This window comes from Streptomyces turgidiscabies Car8, assembly GCF_000331005.1.
Lineage (GTDB): Bacteria > Actinomycetota > Actinomycetes > Streptomycetales > Streptomycetaceae > Streptomyces > Streptomyces turgidiscabies.
Genome location: NZ_AEJB01000674.1, coordinates 1 through 14,701 on the forward strand (window position 1 = coordinate 1; position 14,701 = coordinate 14,701).

The 14,701-nt window shown below is 71.3% G+C and carries 14 protein-coding genes; 10 read left to right on the plus strand and 4 right to left on the minus strand.

What is annotated here, in order from left to right:
* Positions 1 to 16: 16 nt before the first annotated feature.
* Positions 17 to 1,651, plus strand: a complete 1,635-nt coding sequence (locus STRTUCAR8_RS46755; protein WP_059072937.1) for a phospho-sugar mutase — start codon at positions 17 to 19, stop codon at positions 1,649 to 1,651.
* Between the two features lie 64 nt (positions 1,652 to 1,715).
* On the opposite strand, the gene STRTUCAR8_RS46760 is transcribed toward STRTUCAR8_RS46755, so the two are convergent.
* Entirely contained in the window at positions 1,716 to 3,425 is a 1,710-nt protein-coding gene (locus STRTUCAR8_RS46760; RefSeq protein WP_006383546.1) for a hypothetical protein, read from the minus strand.
* Positions 3,426 to 3,430: 5 nt separating this feature from the next.
* A complete protein-coding gene (locus STRTUCAR8_RS46765; protein WP_044474094.1) occupies positions 3,431 to 4,078 on the minus strand; it encodes a PH domain-containing protein in 648 nt (215 codons plus the stop codon).
* A gap of 301 nt (positions 4,079 to 4,379) precedes the next feature.
* Between STRTUCAR8_RS46765 and deoC the strand changes: the two genes are divergently transcribed.
* The 3 genes from deoC to STRTUCAR8_RS46780 are packed head-to-tail and all read left to right on the plus strand — an operon-like array spanning position 4,380 to position 7,688.
* Positions 4,380 to 5,339 (plus strand): deoxyribose-phosphate aldolase, encoded by a 960-nt coding sequence (gene deoC, locus STRTUCAR8_RS46770; RefSeq protein ID WP_044474095.1) that lies wholly within the window; start codon positions 4,380 to 4,382, stop codon positions 5,337 to 5,339.
* Between the two features lie 5 nt (positions 5,340 to 5,344).
* Positions 5,345 to 6,781, plus strand: a complete 1,437-nt coding sequence (locus STRTUCAR8_RS46775; RefSeq protein ID WP_006383547.1) for an aldehyde dehydrogenase family protein — start codon at positions 5,345 to 5,347, stop codon at positions 6,779 to 6,781.
* A complete protein-coding gene (locus tag STRTUCAR8_RS46780; protein WP_044474091.1) occupies positions 6,774 to 7,688 on the plus strand; it encodes an aldehyde dehydrogenase family protein in 915 nt (304 codons plus the stop codon). Before STRTUCAR8_RS46775 ends, STRTUCAR8_RS46780 begins: the two co-directional genes overlap by 8 nt.
* 114 nt (positions 7,689 to 7,802) lie before the next feature.
* On the opposite strand, the gene STRTUCAR8_RS46785 is transcribed toward STRTUCAR8_RS46780, so the two are convergent.
* Positions 7,803 to 8,213 (minus strand): hypothetical protein, encoded by a 411-nt coding sequence (locus STRTUCAR8_RS46785; protein ID WP_006383551.1) that lies wholly within the window; start codon positions 8,211 to 8,213, stop codon positions 7,803 to 7,805.
* A gap of 414 nt (positions 8,214 to 8,627) precedes the next feature.
* Here STRTUCAR8_RS46785 and STRTUCAR8_RS46790 point away from each other — a divergent pair, with 414 nt between their 5' ends.
* Positions 8,628 to 9,332 carry a uridine kinase family protein gene (locus STRTUCAR8_RS46790; protein ID WP_006383554.1) on the plus strand — a complete coding sequence of 235 codons (705 nt, stop codon included), beginning with the start codon at positions 8,628 to 8,630 and terminating at the stop codon, positions 9,330 to 9,332.
* 193 nt (positions 9,333 to 9,525) lie between these two features.
* Here STRTUCAR8_RS46790 and STRTUCAR8_RS46795 read toward each other — a convergent pair whose 3' ends face one another.
* The gene (locus tag STRTUCAR8_RS46795) at positions 9,526 to 10,281 is read right to left on the minus strand and encodes a SigE family RNA polymerase sigma factor (RefSeq protein ID WP_044474093.1); all 756 of its coding nucleotides are present in this window, start codon (positions 10,279 to 10,281) and stop codon (positions 9,526 to 9,528) included.
* 264 nt (positions 10,282 to 10,545) lie between these two features.
* Here STRTUCAR8_RS46795 and afsQ1 point away from each other — a divergent pair, with 264 nt between their 5' ends.
* From afsQ1 to STRTUCAR8_RS46820, 5 genes are all read left to right on the plus strand, one after another.
* Complete coding sequence (afsQ1, locus tag STRTUCAR8_RS46800) at positions 10,546 to 11,223, plus strand: two-component system response regulator AfsQ1 (RefSeq protein WP_006383553.1); 678 nt, start codon at positions 10,546 to 10,548, stop codon at positions 11,221 to 11,223.
* Positions 11,220 to 12,797, plus strand: a complete 1,578-nt coding sequence (locus STRTUCAR8_RS46805) for a sensor histidine kinase (protein WP_006383558.1) — start codon at positions 11,220 to 11,222, stop codon at positions 12,795 to 12,797. The genes afsQ1 and STRTUCAR8_RS46805 overlap by 4 nt, the downstream gene beginning before the upstream one ends.
* 23 nt (positions 12,798 to 12,820) lie before the next feature.
* Entirely contained in the window at positions 12,821 to 13,519 is a 699-nt protein-coding gene (locus STRTUCAR8_RS46810) for a hypothetical protein (protein WP_006383550.1), read from the plus strand.
* A gap of 282 nt (positions 13,520 to 13,801) precedes the next feature.
* Complete coding sequence (locus STRTUCAR8_RS46815) at positions 13,802 to 14,353, plus strand: VanZ family protein (RefSeq protein WP_006383552.1); 552 nt, start codon at positions 13,802 to 13,804, stop codon at positions 14,351 to 14,353.
* A 106-nt stretch (positions 14,354 to 14,459) separates the two neighbouring features.
* Entirely contained in the window at positions 14,460 to 14,669 is a 210-nt protein-coding gene (locus STRTUCAR8_RS46820) for a PspC domain-containing protein (protein ID WP_006383556.1), read from the plus strand.
* Positions 14,670 to 14,701: the final 32 nt, after the last annotated feature.

Here is a 14,701-nt window from a genome sequence, read left to right on the forward strand (position 1 = left end):
ACGAGAGGCACCCGACGTGCACGACGACGAACTCATCGCCCGGGCCAAGGCGTGGCTGGCCGAGGACCCCGACGCCGAAACCCGTGAGGAACTCGCCAAGCTCATCGACGCCCACGACCTCCCCGAACTCACCACCCGCTTCGCCGGCACCCTCCAGTTCGGCACCGCGGGTCTCCGTGGCGAACTCGGCGCCGGCCCCATGCGCATGAACCGCTCGGTCGTCATCCGCGCCGCCGCCGGCCTCGCCGCGTACCTCAAGGCCAAGGGCCAGACCGGCGGCCTCGTCGTCATCGGCTACGACGCCCGGCACAAGTCGGCGGACTTCGCCCAGGACACCGCCGCCGTGATGACCGGCGCCGGCCTCAGGGCCGCCGTGCTCCCCCGCCCCCTCCCCACCCCCGTGCTGGCCTTCGCCATAAGGCATCTCGGTGCCGTCGCGGGCGTGGAGGTCACCGCCAGCCACAACCCGCCCCGCGACAACGGCTACAAGGTGTACCTGGGCGACGGCTCCCAGATCGTCCCGCCCGCCGACGCCGAGATCGCCGCCGAGATCGACGCCGTACGTGCCCTCGCCGACGTACCCCGCCCGGAATCCGGCTGGGAGACCCTCGACGAAGCGGTCCTGAACGCCTATCTGGCCCGTACGGACGCCGTCCTCACCCCCGGCTCCCCCCGTACGGCTCGTACGGTCTACACCGCGATGCACGGCGTCGGCCGGGACACCCTCCTCGCGGCCTTCGCCCGGGCCGGCTTCCCGGAACCCGTACTCGTCTCGGAACAGGCCGACCCCGACCCGGACTTCCCGACCGTCGCCTTCCCCAACCCGGAAGAACCCGGCGCGATGGACCTCGCCTTCGCGAAGGCCCGCGAGACGAACCCGGACCTGATCATCGCGAACGACCCGGACGCGGACCGCTGCGCGGCGGCCGTACCGACCACCGACGGCTGGCGCATGCTGCGCGGCGACGAGGTCGGCGCGCTCCTCGCCACCCACCTGGTCCGGCACGGGGCCCGGGGCACGTTCGCCGAGTCGATCGTCTCCTCGTCCCTCCTCGGCCGGATCGCCGGGAAGGCGGGTCTGCCGTACGAGGAGACCCTCACCGGCTTCAAGTGGATCGCCCGCGTCGAGGGTCTGCGCTACGGCTACGAGGAGGCCCTCGGCTACTGCGTGGACCCCGAGGGTGTGCGAGACAAGGACGGCATCACGGCCGCGCTCGTCATGACGGAACTCGCGTCCGAGCTGAAGGCCGAGGGCCGTACGCTCCTCGACCTGCTCGACGACATCGCGGTCGACCACGGTCTGCACGCCACGGACCAGCTCTCGGTCCGCGTCGAGGACCTGTCGGTCATCGCGAACGCCATGAGCCGGCTGCGCGAGCGGCCCCCGACCCACCTCGGCGGCCTGCCGATCACGAAGGCCGAGGACCTCACCAAGGGCACGGAGACACTCCCGCCCACGGACGGCCTGCGCTACACGCTCAAGGGCGCCCGCGTCATCGTCCGCCCCAGCGGTACGGAGCCCAAACTGAAGTGCTACCTGGAGGTCGTCCTCCCGGTGCCCACGCACGCTGATCTCCCGGCGGCCCGGGCGAAGGCGACGGATCTGCTGGAAACGATCAAGCGGGACCTCTCCGCAGCGGCGGGCATCTGAGCCGCGGCCGACCGGCACCGGGCTGATCCACCGGGCGGGGCTCCGGCCTGCCCGGTGCTCCACCTCAGCGCGCCGCCACCAGCACCGCCACCCACACCACCGCCAGTACCGCGGCCATCGGCCAGAGCGGCCGGCCCCGTTCGGCGGCACCGCTCTCGCCGGTCGGCCGCAGCTCGGCGTCGAGGCGCATGGCGGTCAGTTCTGCGGCCAGGGCGTCGTACGGGTGGGTCAGCCCCCGGCGCCGCTGCAGCCGGCCCCAGCGGGGTGCGGAGACCGTCCAGTCGCCGCCCTGCCAGTCGATCTTCAACTCCAGTGCGCGACGGCGTACGAAACGCAGGTCGTCCCAGGGGACGTGGCGTGGGCCGCGCAGCCCGGGAACCCAGACGCCGGACCGGTCGGCGGTGACGCGCCAGGCGAGCTTCATGGGGACGCGGACCGCCCCGTACAGGCCGATCAGGGTGATGAGCGCCAGGTTCCACATCGAGAGGCCGGGCTCGTCGAACAAGCCCCAGCCCAGCCACAGACCCCACTGCACGAGAAACGCGGTGGCCAGCCAGTCCAGCCACCCCGCCCGCCATCGCCGCACCTGGCCGACAGTCGCCCGCTGCTCGGCCAACTCCCGCCCCTGTAGCTCTAGTTGGAGACTGTCCGCAGTCTGTTCGCGATGCCGGGCGGCGCGCTTGCGACCCGCGTCCGGCGACAGCGGCCGGACCGGTCCCGCCGACCACTCCGTCAGCGGCGGCTGCTCGGGATCCTCGTCGGCGCTGACGACGAGGATCTCGGCGCCGTCGAAGGGAGCACCGTAGACAACGGCCTCCCGGACCGGTCCGAGGGTGTCGTCGTCGAGGCCGAGGAGCACCCGCCGAAGCTCGTCGTCGCCGTCCCCGCCGGCCGGACCGTCCCCGTCCTCGCCCCCATACCCCTCGACCTCGTCGACCTCGTCGACCTCGTCGTCCTCGTCGTCCTCGTCGTCCTCGTCGAAGGAGCTGAGCTCGACGGTGAACAGGGGCCGCTCGGCGGAGAGATCGTCGGCGGCGTACACCTCCGTACTGCCCTGCGCGTCGTCCCGGACGAGGACGCGCAGCACCGGCACCGGAGCCCCGCGCAGCGCGCCCGCCCGTTGCCGGCCGAGCCATCCCGAGGTCAGCGCGGTCGCCCCGAGGCCGGCCAGGAAGACGGTGAAGACCCAGGCGCCCTCCTGGTCCTCGGCCGAGCCCCAGAGGCCGGCGGTGCTCCCGGTCAGCACGCCGAGCGCGAGCACGACCGACCCCAGGCCGAACAGCAGCCGCCCACGCCGTACGGGGGCCCCGGCGCCCGGCACGGGCACGGCGATGCCCCCGGCGGCGGCCACGGCACGTTCCAGCTGCTCACCGCGCGCCCGCAGCCGTACCGCCACGACGGCCCAGGAACCCAGCACGACGACCACGCCGAAGCCGGTCAGCGCCCACGGCATGGAGGATGCCTCCGCGGCCAGCGCGAGCAGTAGCAGAGGGGCGCCGACCCACACGAGCTCGGGCCGGGCGAGCACCCACAGCACGTACACCGCGAACCCGGCCGCGACGAAGGGCCAGAGGCCGCCGGCCATCGCCACCAGGGCGCCCACGCACAGCACCAGGGTGGCGAGACCCGCCGCGACCGACCGGCGCACCCGGAGGAAGGTCCAGCGCGGCGGCAGCGCGGCCGACCAGTCGGCCGCGAGGGAAGTGGTCCAGTCCCGGCAGCCGTCGGGTATGGAGGCGGCGGGCAGCCGCAGCGACTCGTCGGGAAGGGCCACGCGGCTCAGCCGACCGCGAGCAGAATCGCCAGCAGAACCGCACCGGCGGCAGCGGGCGCCATGATCTCGTACGCCCATTTCACGGTGACCTCACCCTGTGAGGTGAGCGCCTTCTCGCGGGCCTCCCAGAGCTGGCCCAGGTCGTCCATGGTCTGGTCGTTCTGGGCGCGGGTGGGCCCGGGCGGCACCAGGGACACCCGTCCGCGGCCGCCGCCCGCCTCGCGGGCCTCGCGCATCTTGGCCCGGTTGGCGCGCTTACGGGCGCGCAGCGAGACGGGGACGGCCCACAGCTGGTACTTGGCGCCGGACTCGACGAGGACCTCGTTGGAGAAGCCCGACCGGAACCCGGCGACAGCACCCCAGGGCACCACGATGACCCGGAACGGGTTGCGCACGCGCAGCCGGTGGTCGTTGGCGAGCACGGCGGGCCGCAGCGTGAAGCCGATCACCAGCGGTACGGCGAGGAGGAGCGTGGCGAGTGCCAGCCACGGCGTCCGTCCGTGGCCGGCGAACAGCGCGTCACCGCCGAGCCAGCCCGCGAGCCCGAGCAGCAGCACTCCGGCCAGGAGGGAGGAGGGTGACCGGTAGACCCGGTCGGGAGACACGGGTGGCGTAGGGCCCTGCGCGGGCGACGGGTGGTCCGGGGTCGTCATGCCCCCGATTCTGCCCGACACCTCGAACACGACCTGCCGCCGGTGCCTGTCCGGCGTTCGCCCTCTCAGCCCGTCCGGCGTTTGAGGACGAGGCCGTGCAGGCCGAAGGGGGTCTGGGGCGCAGCCCCAGCGGAGTCGAAGGGGCGGAGCCCCTGGTGATGGGACGGGTAGGGGCGGCGGGGGCGAAACACACCGGCGCCCACCCCACCCCGTCACCCCCGCGCTCCACCACAGCACCCCCGACGGCAATTTCCCGGGGCTGTACAGCCGCTACGCGCGTAGATATGCTCGGCTTGTGACCATGCCCACCACTGCATCAACCGCACTCCCGCTCAAGGACGTGACCGCGTCCGACAGCACGCTGCGCCGCTACCTTCACGGGCTGCCCGGCGTCGACGCGGTCGGCCTGGAGGCGCGCGCCGCCTCTCTCGGTACGCGTTCCATCAAGACCACCGCGAAGGCGTACGCCATCGACCTCGCCATCTCGATGGTCGACCTGACGACGCTGGAAGGGGCCGACACCGCCGGCAAGGTCCGGTCGCTCGGTGCCAAGGCGGTCCGTCCCGACCCGACCGACCGTACGGCGCCCGCCACGGCCGCGGTCTGCGTCTACCCCGACATGGTGGCCGTCGCGAAGGAGGCCGTCGCCGGGTCCACCGTCAAGGTCGCCTCCGTCGCCACCGCCTTCCCCGCCGGCCGCGCCGCCCTCGGCGTGAAGCTGGCCGACGTGCGTGACGCCGTCGCCGCCGGTGCGGACGAGATCGACATGGTCATCGACCGCGGCGCCTTCCTCGCGGGGAACTACCTGAAGGTGTACGAGGAGATCGTCGCAGTGAAGGAGGCCTGCGGGGCGTCCGCCCGACTCAAGGTCATCTTCGAGACCGGCGAACTGTCGACGTACGACAACATCCGGCGCGCCTCCTGGCTCGGCATGATCGCGGGGGCCGACTTCATCAAGACGTCGACCGGCAAGGTCGCCGTGAACGCGACGCCCGCGAACACCCTCCTGATGCTGGAGGCCGTACGCGACTTCCGCGCCCAGACCGGCATCCAGGTGGGCGTGAAGCCGGCCGGCGGTATCCGCACCACCAAGGACGCGCTGAAGTTCCTGGTCCTGGTCAACGAGACCGCGGGCGAGGACTGGCTCGACAACCACTGGTTCCGCTTCGGCGCCTCCTCGCTCCTGAACGACCTGCTGATGCAGCGTCAGAAGCTGGCCACCGGCCGCTACTCCGGTCCCGACTACGTGACGGTGGACTGATCACCATGGCTCCCCTGTTTGACTACGCCCCGGCGCCCGAGTCCCGCTCGGTCGTCGACATCGCACCCTCCTACGGCCTGTTCATCGACGGCGAGTTCGTGGAGGCCGCCGACGGCAGGGTCTTCAAGACGGTCTCCCCCTCCACCGAGGAGGTCCTCTCCGAGGTCGCCCAGGCGGGCGAGGCGGACGTCGAGCGTGCCGTCAAGGCCGCCCGCAAGGCCTTCGAGAAGTGGTCGGCGCTGCCCGGCTCCGAGCGCGCGAAGTACCTGTTCCGTATCGCCCGCATCATCCAGGAGCGCTCCCGCGAGCTGGCCGTCCTGGAGACCCTGGACAACGGCAAGCCCATCAAGGAGACGAGGGACGCCGACCTGCCCCTCGTGGCGGCCCACTTCTTCTACTACGCGGGCTGGGCCGACAAGCTAGGTCACGCGGGCTTCGGCGCGAACCCGAAGCCGCTGGGTGTCGCGGGCCAGGTCATCCCCTGGAACTTCCCGCTCCTGATGCTGGCGTGGAAGATCGCCCCGGCCCTCGCGACCGGCAACACGGTCGTCCTGAAGCCCGCCGAGACGACCCCCCTCTCCGCGCTCTTCTTCGCGGACATCTGCCGCCAGGCAGGTCTCCCCAAGGGCGTCGTCAACATCCTTCCCGGCTACGGCGACACGGGGGCCGCGCTCGTCGCGCACCCGGACGTCAACAAGGTCGCGTTCACCGGGTCGACGGCCGTCGGCAAGGCGATCGCTCGCACCGTCGCCGGCACCCGCAAGAAGGTCACCCTCGAACTGGGCGGCAAGGGCGCCAACATCGTCTTCGACGACGCGCCGATCGACCAGGCCGTCGAGGGCATCGTCACCGGCATCTTCTTCAACCAGGGCCAGGTCTGCTGCGCGGGCTCCCGGCTCCTTGTGCAGGAGTCGATCCAGGACGAGCTGCTCGACTCGCTCAAGCGCCGGCTGTCCACGCTGCGCCTCGGCGACCCGCTGGACAAGAACACGGACATCGGCGCGATCAACTCCGCCGAGCAGCTCTCCCGGATCACCTCGCTCGTCGAGGCGGGCGAGGCTGAGGGCGCCGAGCGCTGGTCGCCGGCCTGTGAACTCCCGTCCTCCGGCTACTGGTTCGCCCCGACGCTCTTCACGAACGTCACCCAGGCGCACACCATCGCCCGTGACGAGATCTTCGGCCCGGTGCTCTCGGTCCTCACCTTCCGCACCCCGGACGAGGCCGTCGCCAAGGCCAACAACACCCAGTACGGCCTGTCGGCGGGCATCTGGACGGAGAAGGGGTCGCGGATCCTCGCCGTGGCCAACAAGCTCCGTGCCGGTGTCGTCTGGTCCAACACGTTCAACAAGTTCGACCCCACCTCGCCGTTCGGCGGCTACAAGGAGTCGGGCTTCGGCCGCGAGGGCGGTCGCCACGGCCTGGAGGCGTACCTCGATGTCTGATCCCCGAGTGGACACACGACTGTCCGTCTTCAAGACCTACAAGCTGTACGTGGGCGGGAAGTTCCCGCGTTCCGAGAGCGGCCGGGTGTACGAGGTGAGCGACGCGAAGGGCAACTGGCTGGCGAACGCGCCCCTTTCCTCCCGCAAGGACGCCCGGGACGCGGTCGTCGCCGCGCGCAAGGCGTTCGGCGGCTGGGCCGGGGCCACGGCGTACAACCGGGGGCAGATCCTCTACCGCGTCGCCGAGATGCTGGAGGGCCGCCGGGAGCAGTTCGTCCGGGAGGTCGCGGAGGCGGAGGGCCTGTCGAAGCCGAAGGCCACCGCCCAGGTGGACGCGGCGATCGACCGCTGGGTCTGGTACGCGGGCTGGACCGACAAGATCGCCCAGGTCGTCGGAGGCGGAAACCCGGTCGCGGGACCGTACTTCAACCTCTCCTCCCCCGAGCCGACCGGTGTGGTCGTCGTCCTCGCTCCCCAGGAGTCGTCGTTCCTGGGCCTGGTGTCGGTGCTCGCCCCGGTGATCGCCACCGGCAACACGGCGATCGTGATCGCCAGCGAGAGGTCACCGCTCCCCGCGCTCTCCCTGGGCGAGGTACTGGCCACCTCGGACGTCCCCGGCGGAGTCGTGAACATCCTCTCCGGCCGTACGGCGGAGATCAGCCCGTCCCTGGCAGCGCACCAGGACGTCAACGCGATCGACCTGGCGGGCGCGGCCGGCGACGACGGCCTCGCGAAGGAGCTGGAGGTCGCGGCGGCCGACAACCTCAAGCGGGTCCTGCGTCCACAGACTGTGGACAACGCACAGTGGTTCGCCACCCCGGGCACCGAACGTATGACGGCCTTCCTGGAGACGAAGACGGTCTGGCACCCGACGGGCTCACTGGGCGCGTCGGGCTCCGCCTACTAGGTCAGTACCAGGCCGGCCGCAGGCCGCCTGGTAGGGGCGCGGGGAACTGCGCGACCAGCCACGACGTACTAGCACCCGGCACCGGTCAGCAGCTCCCCGCCCCCTCCCCGCACCTCAACCGCCCAGGACCCCCAAGGCCTCCCCCAGCACCGGAATGCGCCCGATCGACTGCGCCTGCGCAACAGGCCCGGTCACCATCTGCGAAGCAACCGGCTGGAAGTCGGCGAGCTGGGTGCCCACACCGTTGTCGAGCGGGTCGACACCCGTACCGGCGAGGGGGTTGGGCTTGAGGCCCGCGACCGGGCCCGTGACATAGCCGACCGTGCCGGTGAGCGCCGCGAGCCCGCTCTGCGGGTCGATCTGGCCCAGCGAGGTGGTGGGGGTCATCCGGATGACGTCCACCGCGGGGCCTCCCTCGGCGGCGGAGGCCGTCGCGGCGCCCGCCCCCAGGGCCGCGCCGGTGGCCGCGAGGGCGATCAGGGCGCGCTGGGCGGTCGGGTTCTGGAGGGACGAGTGTCGTGCCATGACTGGTGGCCGCCTTCTGATGCGCCGGGTAATCGGATCGACACGAAGGGTAGTAGCTGCCCGCCAAGGAGAGCGAGGCTGAACTAGCTCGATCGTGTGACGGACGACTGCCAGGCTTGCGACGCCCTGGGCCGTTCGGGTTAGCGTGGTCGTGCGACCTGGGACACCGGGTGCGGCGTCAGCGTGCGGGGCCCCTGCTCCACCAGTGGATGGTTCAGGGCCTCTCCGTCGCCTCTGGCCGTACCCAATTGACCAGGTCGCGAGGGAACTGGCCTCCCGGGCACGGACCACGCACAGGATGCGTGTCGCCACCCGGGGTCGAGTATGCCGGGGACCAGTACGCCCAAGACCGTTCGGGGCGCGCGGCTGAAACGGACTCGCTTCCGCTCAGTCCCCAGGAACGGTAGTTGAGATGTGACGCACCTTTCAAAGCCGACCCGCAGGGTCGGCAGGGGGGCGCCCGATGCCCCACACTGGTGTCTCGTGACCTCCCACCCGCCCATACCCACGCGAGTCGTGCTGCTCTGCGGCCCTTCCGGCTCCGGCAAGTCCCTCCTCGCGGCCCGTTCCGGTCTCCCGGTCCTGCGGCTCGACGACTTCTACAAGGAGGGCGTCGACCCGACGCTGCCGCAGGTCCTGGGAAGCACCGACATCGACTGGGACCACCCGGAGTCGTGGGACGCGGACACGGCGGTCACCGCGATCACCGAGCTGTGCCGCACGGGTCGTACAAACGTGCCCGTGTACGACATCTCGCGCAGCGCCCGCACGGGCGAGGAGCGCGTCGACATCGGCCGGACCCCGTTGTTCATCGCGGAGGGCATCTTCGCCGCCGAGATCGTCGGGCGCTGCCGGGAGGAGGGCGTCCTCGCGGACGCGCTCTGTCTGAGCCGGGGACCGGTCAGGACGTTCCGCCGGCGTTTCCTGCGGGATCTGCGCGAGGGCCGCAAGTCGGTGCCGTTCCTGCTGCGCCGCGGCTGGCGCCTGATGCGCGCCGAGCGTTCCATCGTGGCCCGCCAGACGGTCCTGGGAGCCCACGCGTGCGACCGGGACGAGGCGATGGGCAGACTGGCCGACGCTGCTGCGGGACGCCGCGTACAGCCGAGCACGGCGGCCTGAACCCCCGTACACGCACACGCACACGAAAAGCGGGACTGGATGGACCCCCCGGCCCTCCAGTCCCGCTCTTTTTGTGCTTCCCCCGTGTGCCACCCCCGAGGCCCCCCGGCCCCGGTGGTTCCCCCCTTGGTGGTGCTCCCCCGCACCTTCCCCCGTTCACCGCTCCCCCGTTGAGCGGTTTTCCCCCACACCCTCAGGCCACAAGCTCCCCGAAGGATTCCTCCTCGTCACGGCCGAAGCTGAGGACCTCGTCCTCACGCATCCGGCGGAGCGACCGCCAGATGCTGGACTTCACCGTGCCGACACTGATGTCGAGGATCTCCGCGATCTCCGGGTCGGTGCGGCCCTCGTAGTAACGAAGGACCAGCATCGTCCGCTGGAGTTCGGGGAGCCGGGCGAGCGCCTGCCACAGGACCGCGCGCAGCTCCGTGCCGCGCATCGCGTCCGTGTCGCCGGCCGTCTCCGGCAGCTCCTCGGTCGGGTACTCGTTCAGCTTGCGGCGACGCCACGCGCTGATGTGCAGATTCGTCATGGTGCGGCGCAGGTAGCCCCCGACCGCCGCCTTGTCGCTGATCCGGTCCCAGGCCCGGTACGTCGAGAACAGCGCGCTCTGGAGCAGGTCCTCGGCCTCGAAGCGGTCACCGGTGAGGTGGTAGGCGGTTGCGTACAGGGAGGCACGACGCTCCTGGACGTAGGCGGTGAACTCCGCCTCCGACAGCGAACAGCGCTCCCCCGTGGACTCCCTGTACGCGGCCCCCGTAACCCCCGTGGTACCGCTGGTGCTTCCCCCCGTGTGCGCGTCAACCACCGACATGTACGTGGTGTGCTGACGCCCGGTGCCGCGAACGCACCCCCGCCCGTTTACGGCACCGGACTTCTCGGTGGTCCGGGTGACGTCGTGCAGACGCGTGATCACTGCGTTCGCGCTTGTGCTGTGCAGCGTGCTCATCTCGCGCCCCCCGTCGTGGACTTCCCCGTGTGCGGCTCGGGTTCTCGGTGCTCCCTTGCCTGTGCCGAGAAGCTTGCCCAAGCCACTTCATGAGGGTGTCCGCCGACTGTCACAGGCGTGCAACAGGGCTCATTCTCAGGAACAGCGCGCCGAACAACACAGGAGGGTCACAGAAAGGCGCGGTAGGGCGCTCCGACACCCCGAAAACACCCGACAAGCCCCTGACAGTCGCAGCCCGGCCCGGCCATGGGCCAGAATGCATCCGTGCCTTCCCTGTTGCTGATCGAGGACGACGACGCCATCCGTACGGCCCTGGAGCTGTCTTTGACGCGCCAGGGACATCGGGTTGCCACCGCTGCCACCGGTGAGGACGGTCTGAAGCTGTTGCGTGAGCAGCGGCCGGATCTGATCGTCCTGGATGTGATGCTGCCCGGTATCGACGGTTTCGAGGTGTGCCGCCGCATCCGGCGCACGGACCAGCTGCCGATCATTCTCCTCACCGCGCGCAGCGACGACATCGACGTGGTCGTCGGGCTGGAGTCCGGCGCCGACGACTATGTCGTGAAACCCGTGCAGGGCCGGGTGCTCGACGCCCGTATCCGGGCCGTGCTGCGGCGCGGGGAGCGGGAGTCGAACGACTCGGCGACCTACGGTTCGCTGGTCATCGACCGCTCCGCGATGACGGTGACGAAGAACGGCGAGGACCTGCAGCTGACGCCCACCGAGCTGCGGCTGCTGCTCGAGCTGAGCCGGCGGCCCGGTCAGGCGCTGTCCCGGCAGCAGTTGCTGCGTCTGGTGTGGGAGCACGACTACCTGGGCGACTCACGGCTGGTGGACGCGTGTGTCCAGCGGCTGCGCGCCAAGGTCGAGGACGTGCCGTCGTCGCCGACGTTGATCCGTACCGTCCGCGGGGTCGGCTACCGGCTGGACTCGCCTCAGTGACGAAACCGCAGGACAAGCTCCGTGGCTGGGCCGCGGCGCGCAGGGCGATACTTTCCGGGCTGCGCTTCACCAGCCTGCGGCTGCGACTTGTCGTGGTCTTCGGCCTGGTCGCGCTGACGGCGGCCGTGTCGGCGTCCGGGATCGCGTACTGGCTCAACCGCGAGGCCGTGCTCACCCGTACGCAGGACGCGGTGCTGCGCGACTTCCAGCAGGAGATGCAGAACCGCGCCGGGGTACTCCCAACCAGTCCCACGCAGGACGAACTCCAGCACACGGCGGGCCAGATGGCCGCCAGCAGTCAGCGGTTCAGTGTGCTGCTGGTCGCCGAGGACGGGAGCGGGCGGACGGTCGTCGGCAACTCCGGGGCGCTGGACACCTTCTCGCTGGCCGACGTGCCCAAGTCGCTGCGTACGGCGGTCGGCAAGGAGCAGTCGATCACCTCGAACAACAAGTCCCCGTACCACCTGTACTGGCAGCGGATCATCGACGGCGACAAGCCGTACCTGGTCGCGGGCACGAAGGTGATCGGCGGCGGTCCGGCCGGCTACATGCTGAAGTCGCTGGAGCCCGAGGAGAAGGACCTCAACTCGCTCGCCTGGTCGCTGGGCATCGCCACCGGCCTCGCTCTGATCGGCTCGGCGCTGCTCGCGCAGGCCGCCGCCACGACCGTACTGAAGCCGGTGCAGCGTCTCGGCATCGCGGCCCGGCGGCTCGGCGAGGGGAAGCTGGACACCCGGTTGCGGGTGTCGGGCACGGACGAACTGGCCGACCTCGCCCGGACGTTCAACCACACGGCGGAGGCGCTGGAGACACGGGTTGCCGACATGAGCGCCCGCGACGAGGCCTCGCGGCGGTTCGTGGCGGACATGTCCCACGAGCTGCGTACGCCGCTCACCGCGATCACCGCCGTGACGGAGATCCTGGAAGAGGAGCTGGACGCGGAGACCGGCAGCATCGACCCGATGATCGAACCGGCGGTGAAGCTGGTGGTCAGCGAGACCCGGCGGCTCAACTCGCTGGTGGAGAACCTGATGGAGGTCACCCGCTTCGACGCGGGCACCGCCCGGCTGGTCCTGGACAACGTCGACATCGCCGACCAGATCACCGCCTGCATCGACGCCCGCGCCTGGCTGGACGCCGTCGACCTGGACGCCGAGCGCGGCATCATGTCCCTGCTCGACCCGCGCCGCCTGGACGTCATCCTGGCCAACCTCATCGGCAACGCCCTCAAGCACGGCGGTTCGCCGGTACGGGTGTCGGTGCGCGCGTCAGACGATGACGCCGATCTGCTGATCGAGGTGCAGGACCACGGTCCGGGCATCCCCGAGGACGTGCTGCCGCACGTCTTCGACCGCTTCTACAAGGCGAGCGCCTCCCGCCCCCGCTCCGAGGGCAGCGGCCTGGGCCTGTCCATCGCCCTGGAGAACGCCCACATCCACGGCGGCGAGATCACCGCCGCGAACTCCCCGAAGGGCGGCGCGGTGTTCACCCTGCGGCTGCCCAGGGACCCGTCGGCCCTGACGGAGACCCCGGCCGAGCCGAACGGCGCGAACGTCGACGGGGAGAGCGCGTGACGAACGTACGGAGGCTACGGAACGTGCGGCCTGCAGGGGGCGCGAAAGACGTACACGGCATACCTGACTCACACGGCGTACATGGCGTACGTGGCGCACGGCCCTGGCTGGCCGTACCACTGGCCGTGCCGCTGCTCGCGGTGCTGCTGGCCGGGTGCGGGATCCGGGCCACCGAGGTCCCCACGGACTTCGGTCCGGCGCCCTCCCGCGTCCCGTGCTCCCTCTCCGACGCCTCCAATCCCTCCGCGTCGGGCGGCGCCCCGGAGACGGCGGCGGGCGTGCCGGTCCAGGTGTTCCTGCTGTGCGCCTCCCAGCTGGTGACCGTCGACCGCACGGTGCGCGTCCCGGACGGTACGGCGGAGGCGGAGCGGCGCGTCCTGGTGGCCCAGGGGCTGCTGGACGAGCTGGCCAGGACGCCTCGGGCGAGCGAGACCGAGGCCGGGTACACGACGGACGTGCGCGGCGGGATGAGCGTGAGCGGCCCGGGCCCGCGGGACCCCGAGGACACCCTGCGGCTGAGCACGCCTCCGGCGGACCTCGCGTCGTACGCCCTCGCCCAGATCGTCTGCACGTTCTCCGACTCCGCCGCCGCCGAGGGGGACGGCTCCGTCGTCCTGGGCGGCCCGGCCGCCGGCCCGCTGCGGCGGTACTCGTGCACGCCTGAGGTCCGCTCCCGGCCCGGGGCACAGGTGCCGCCGTCGTCGGGGGTGGACGGCGGCTGAGCGCGCACCGCGCCCCTCCAGGGGCGCGGGGAACTGCGCGACAAGCCACATCGGCGCCGCAGCCGACGGACTACCTGTCACGACACTTCCCGTATGGCAAGGGGGCGCGCACCGCGCCCCCTTGAGGGGCGCGGGGACTGCGCGACAAGCCACGACGAACGCGCACCCGGCCGACTGTCTGTCACGGCGCTTGCAGCGGAGCGCTTCGTGTGGCACACGACTCACCCCCCTGCAATGGGGCAACCCGGAACCGATCGTGCCGACCCTCGCGTCTTGGGGGGCGTGCAGCGTCAACGCTCGGGCGGCGAAAGTGCCGCGAATCGCATCCGTGCGGCGGGAGGTGTCCTCCTCGTCGCCCATCTCGCGCTCGTCGCCTGGATCACGCTGCGTCCGCTCGACATCCCGTGGCAGCTGCCACCCAACCTGCAGCCCTTCGCGGGCATCCGCGCCGATCTGACCCTCGGCTGGCTGGAGGCCGCCCGGCGCATCGCGCAGGGGCTCGCGCTGCTGGCTCCGCTGGGTGTGCTGCTGCCGATGGCGGGCGGACGGCTCGACGTCTCGCCGCTCGCCTCGCTCGTCCGTACGGTCATCGCGGGTGCCATGATCTCGCTCGGCATCGAGCTGTTGCAGACGGGCGTGCCCGGTCAGGTCGTGGACGTCGACTCGCTGCTCCTGAACACCGTCGGCGTGGGCCTCGCGCATGTCGCCGTGGTGCCCGCCGTACGGTCCTGGCTCCGTCGCAGGAGCGACCGCAGGCGCCGGGCGGCCATCCGCACGGAGGACGCGACTCAGGGTAGGACCCCGACGATTCCCAGGGTCGGGATCGCCCCGTAGAGCGATGCTTCGCCCGTTGTGCGTCCGTAACGTTGAGTACAGATGAGGGGGCCGGACAAGCCGGTCCCCGCACCGCAGCCGACACTGCACTCACCGAGGAGACGCCATGACCGCCCTTGCCCGCCCCACCAACGGCCGCATGATCGGCGGAGTGTGTGCCGCGCTGGCACGGCGCTTCGGCATCTCCACGACGACGATGCGCGTGATCTTCGTGCTCTCGTGTCTGCTGCCCGGCCCGCAGTTCGTGCTCTACATAGCCCTGTGGGTCCTGCTGCCCTCCGAGCAGCACGCGGCGAAGGCCGGCGCCGCCTGGTAGCCGGTCCCTGGCGGCCCGCCCGCATGCCGATG

What these genes read in the sequence shown, in the direction of transcription:
- STRTUCAR8_RS46765 (WP_044474094.1), bottom strand. Translation starts at nt 4,078, where the DNA reads ATGACGACCCCGGACCACCCGTCGCCCGCGCAGGGCCCTACGCCACCC.
- deoC (WP_044474095.1), top strand. Translation starts at nt 4,380, where the DNA reads ATGCCCACCACTGCATCAACCGCACTCCCGCTCAAGGACGTGACCGCG.
- STRTUCAR8_RS46775 (WP_006383547.1), top strand. Translation starts at nt 5,345, where the DNA reads ATGGCTCCCCTGTTTGACTACGCCCCGGCGCCCGAGTCCCGCTCGGTC.
- STRTUCAR8_RS46780 (WP_044474091.1), top strand. Translation starts at nt 6,774, where the DNA reads ATGTCTGATCCCCGAGTGGACACACGACTGTCCGTCTTCAAGACCTAC.
- STRTUCAR8_RS46785 (WP_006383551.1), bottom strand. Translation starts at nt 8,213, where the DNA reads ATGGCACGACACTCGTCCCTCCAGAACCCGACCGCCCAGCGCGCCCTG.
- STRTUCAR8_RS46795 (WP_044474093.1), bottom strand. Translation starts at nt 10,281, where the DNA reads ATGAGCACGCTGCACAGCACAAGCGCGAACGCAGTGATCACGCGTCTG.
- STRTUCAR8_RS46820 (WP_006383556.1), top strand. Translation starts at nt 14,460, where the DNA reads ATGACCGCCCTTGCCCGCCCCACCAACGGCCGCATGATCGGCGGAGTG.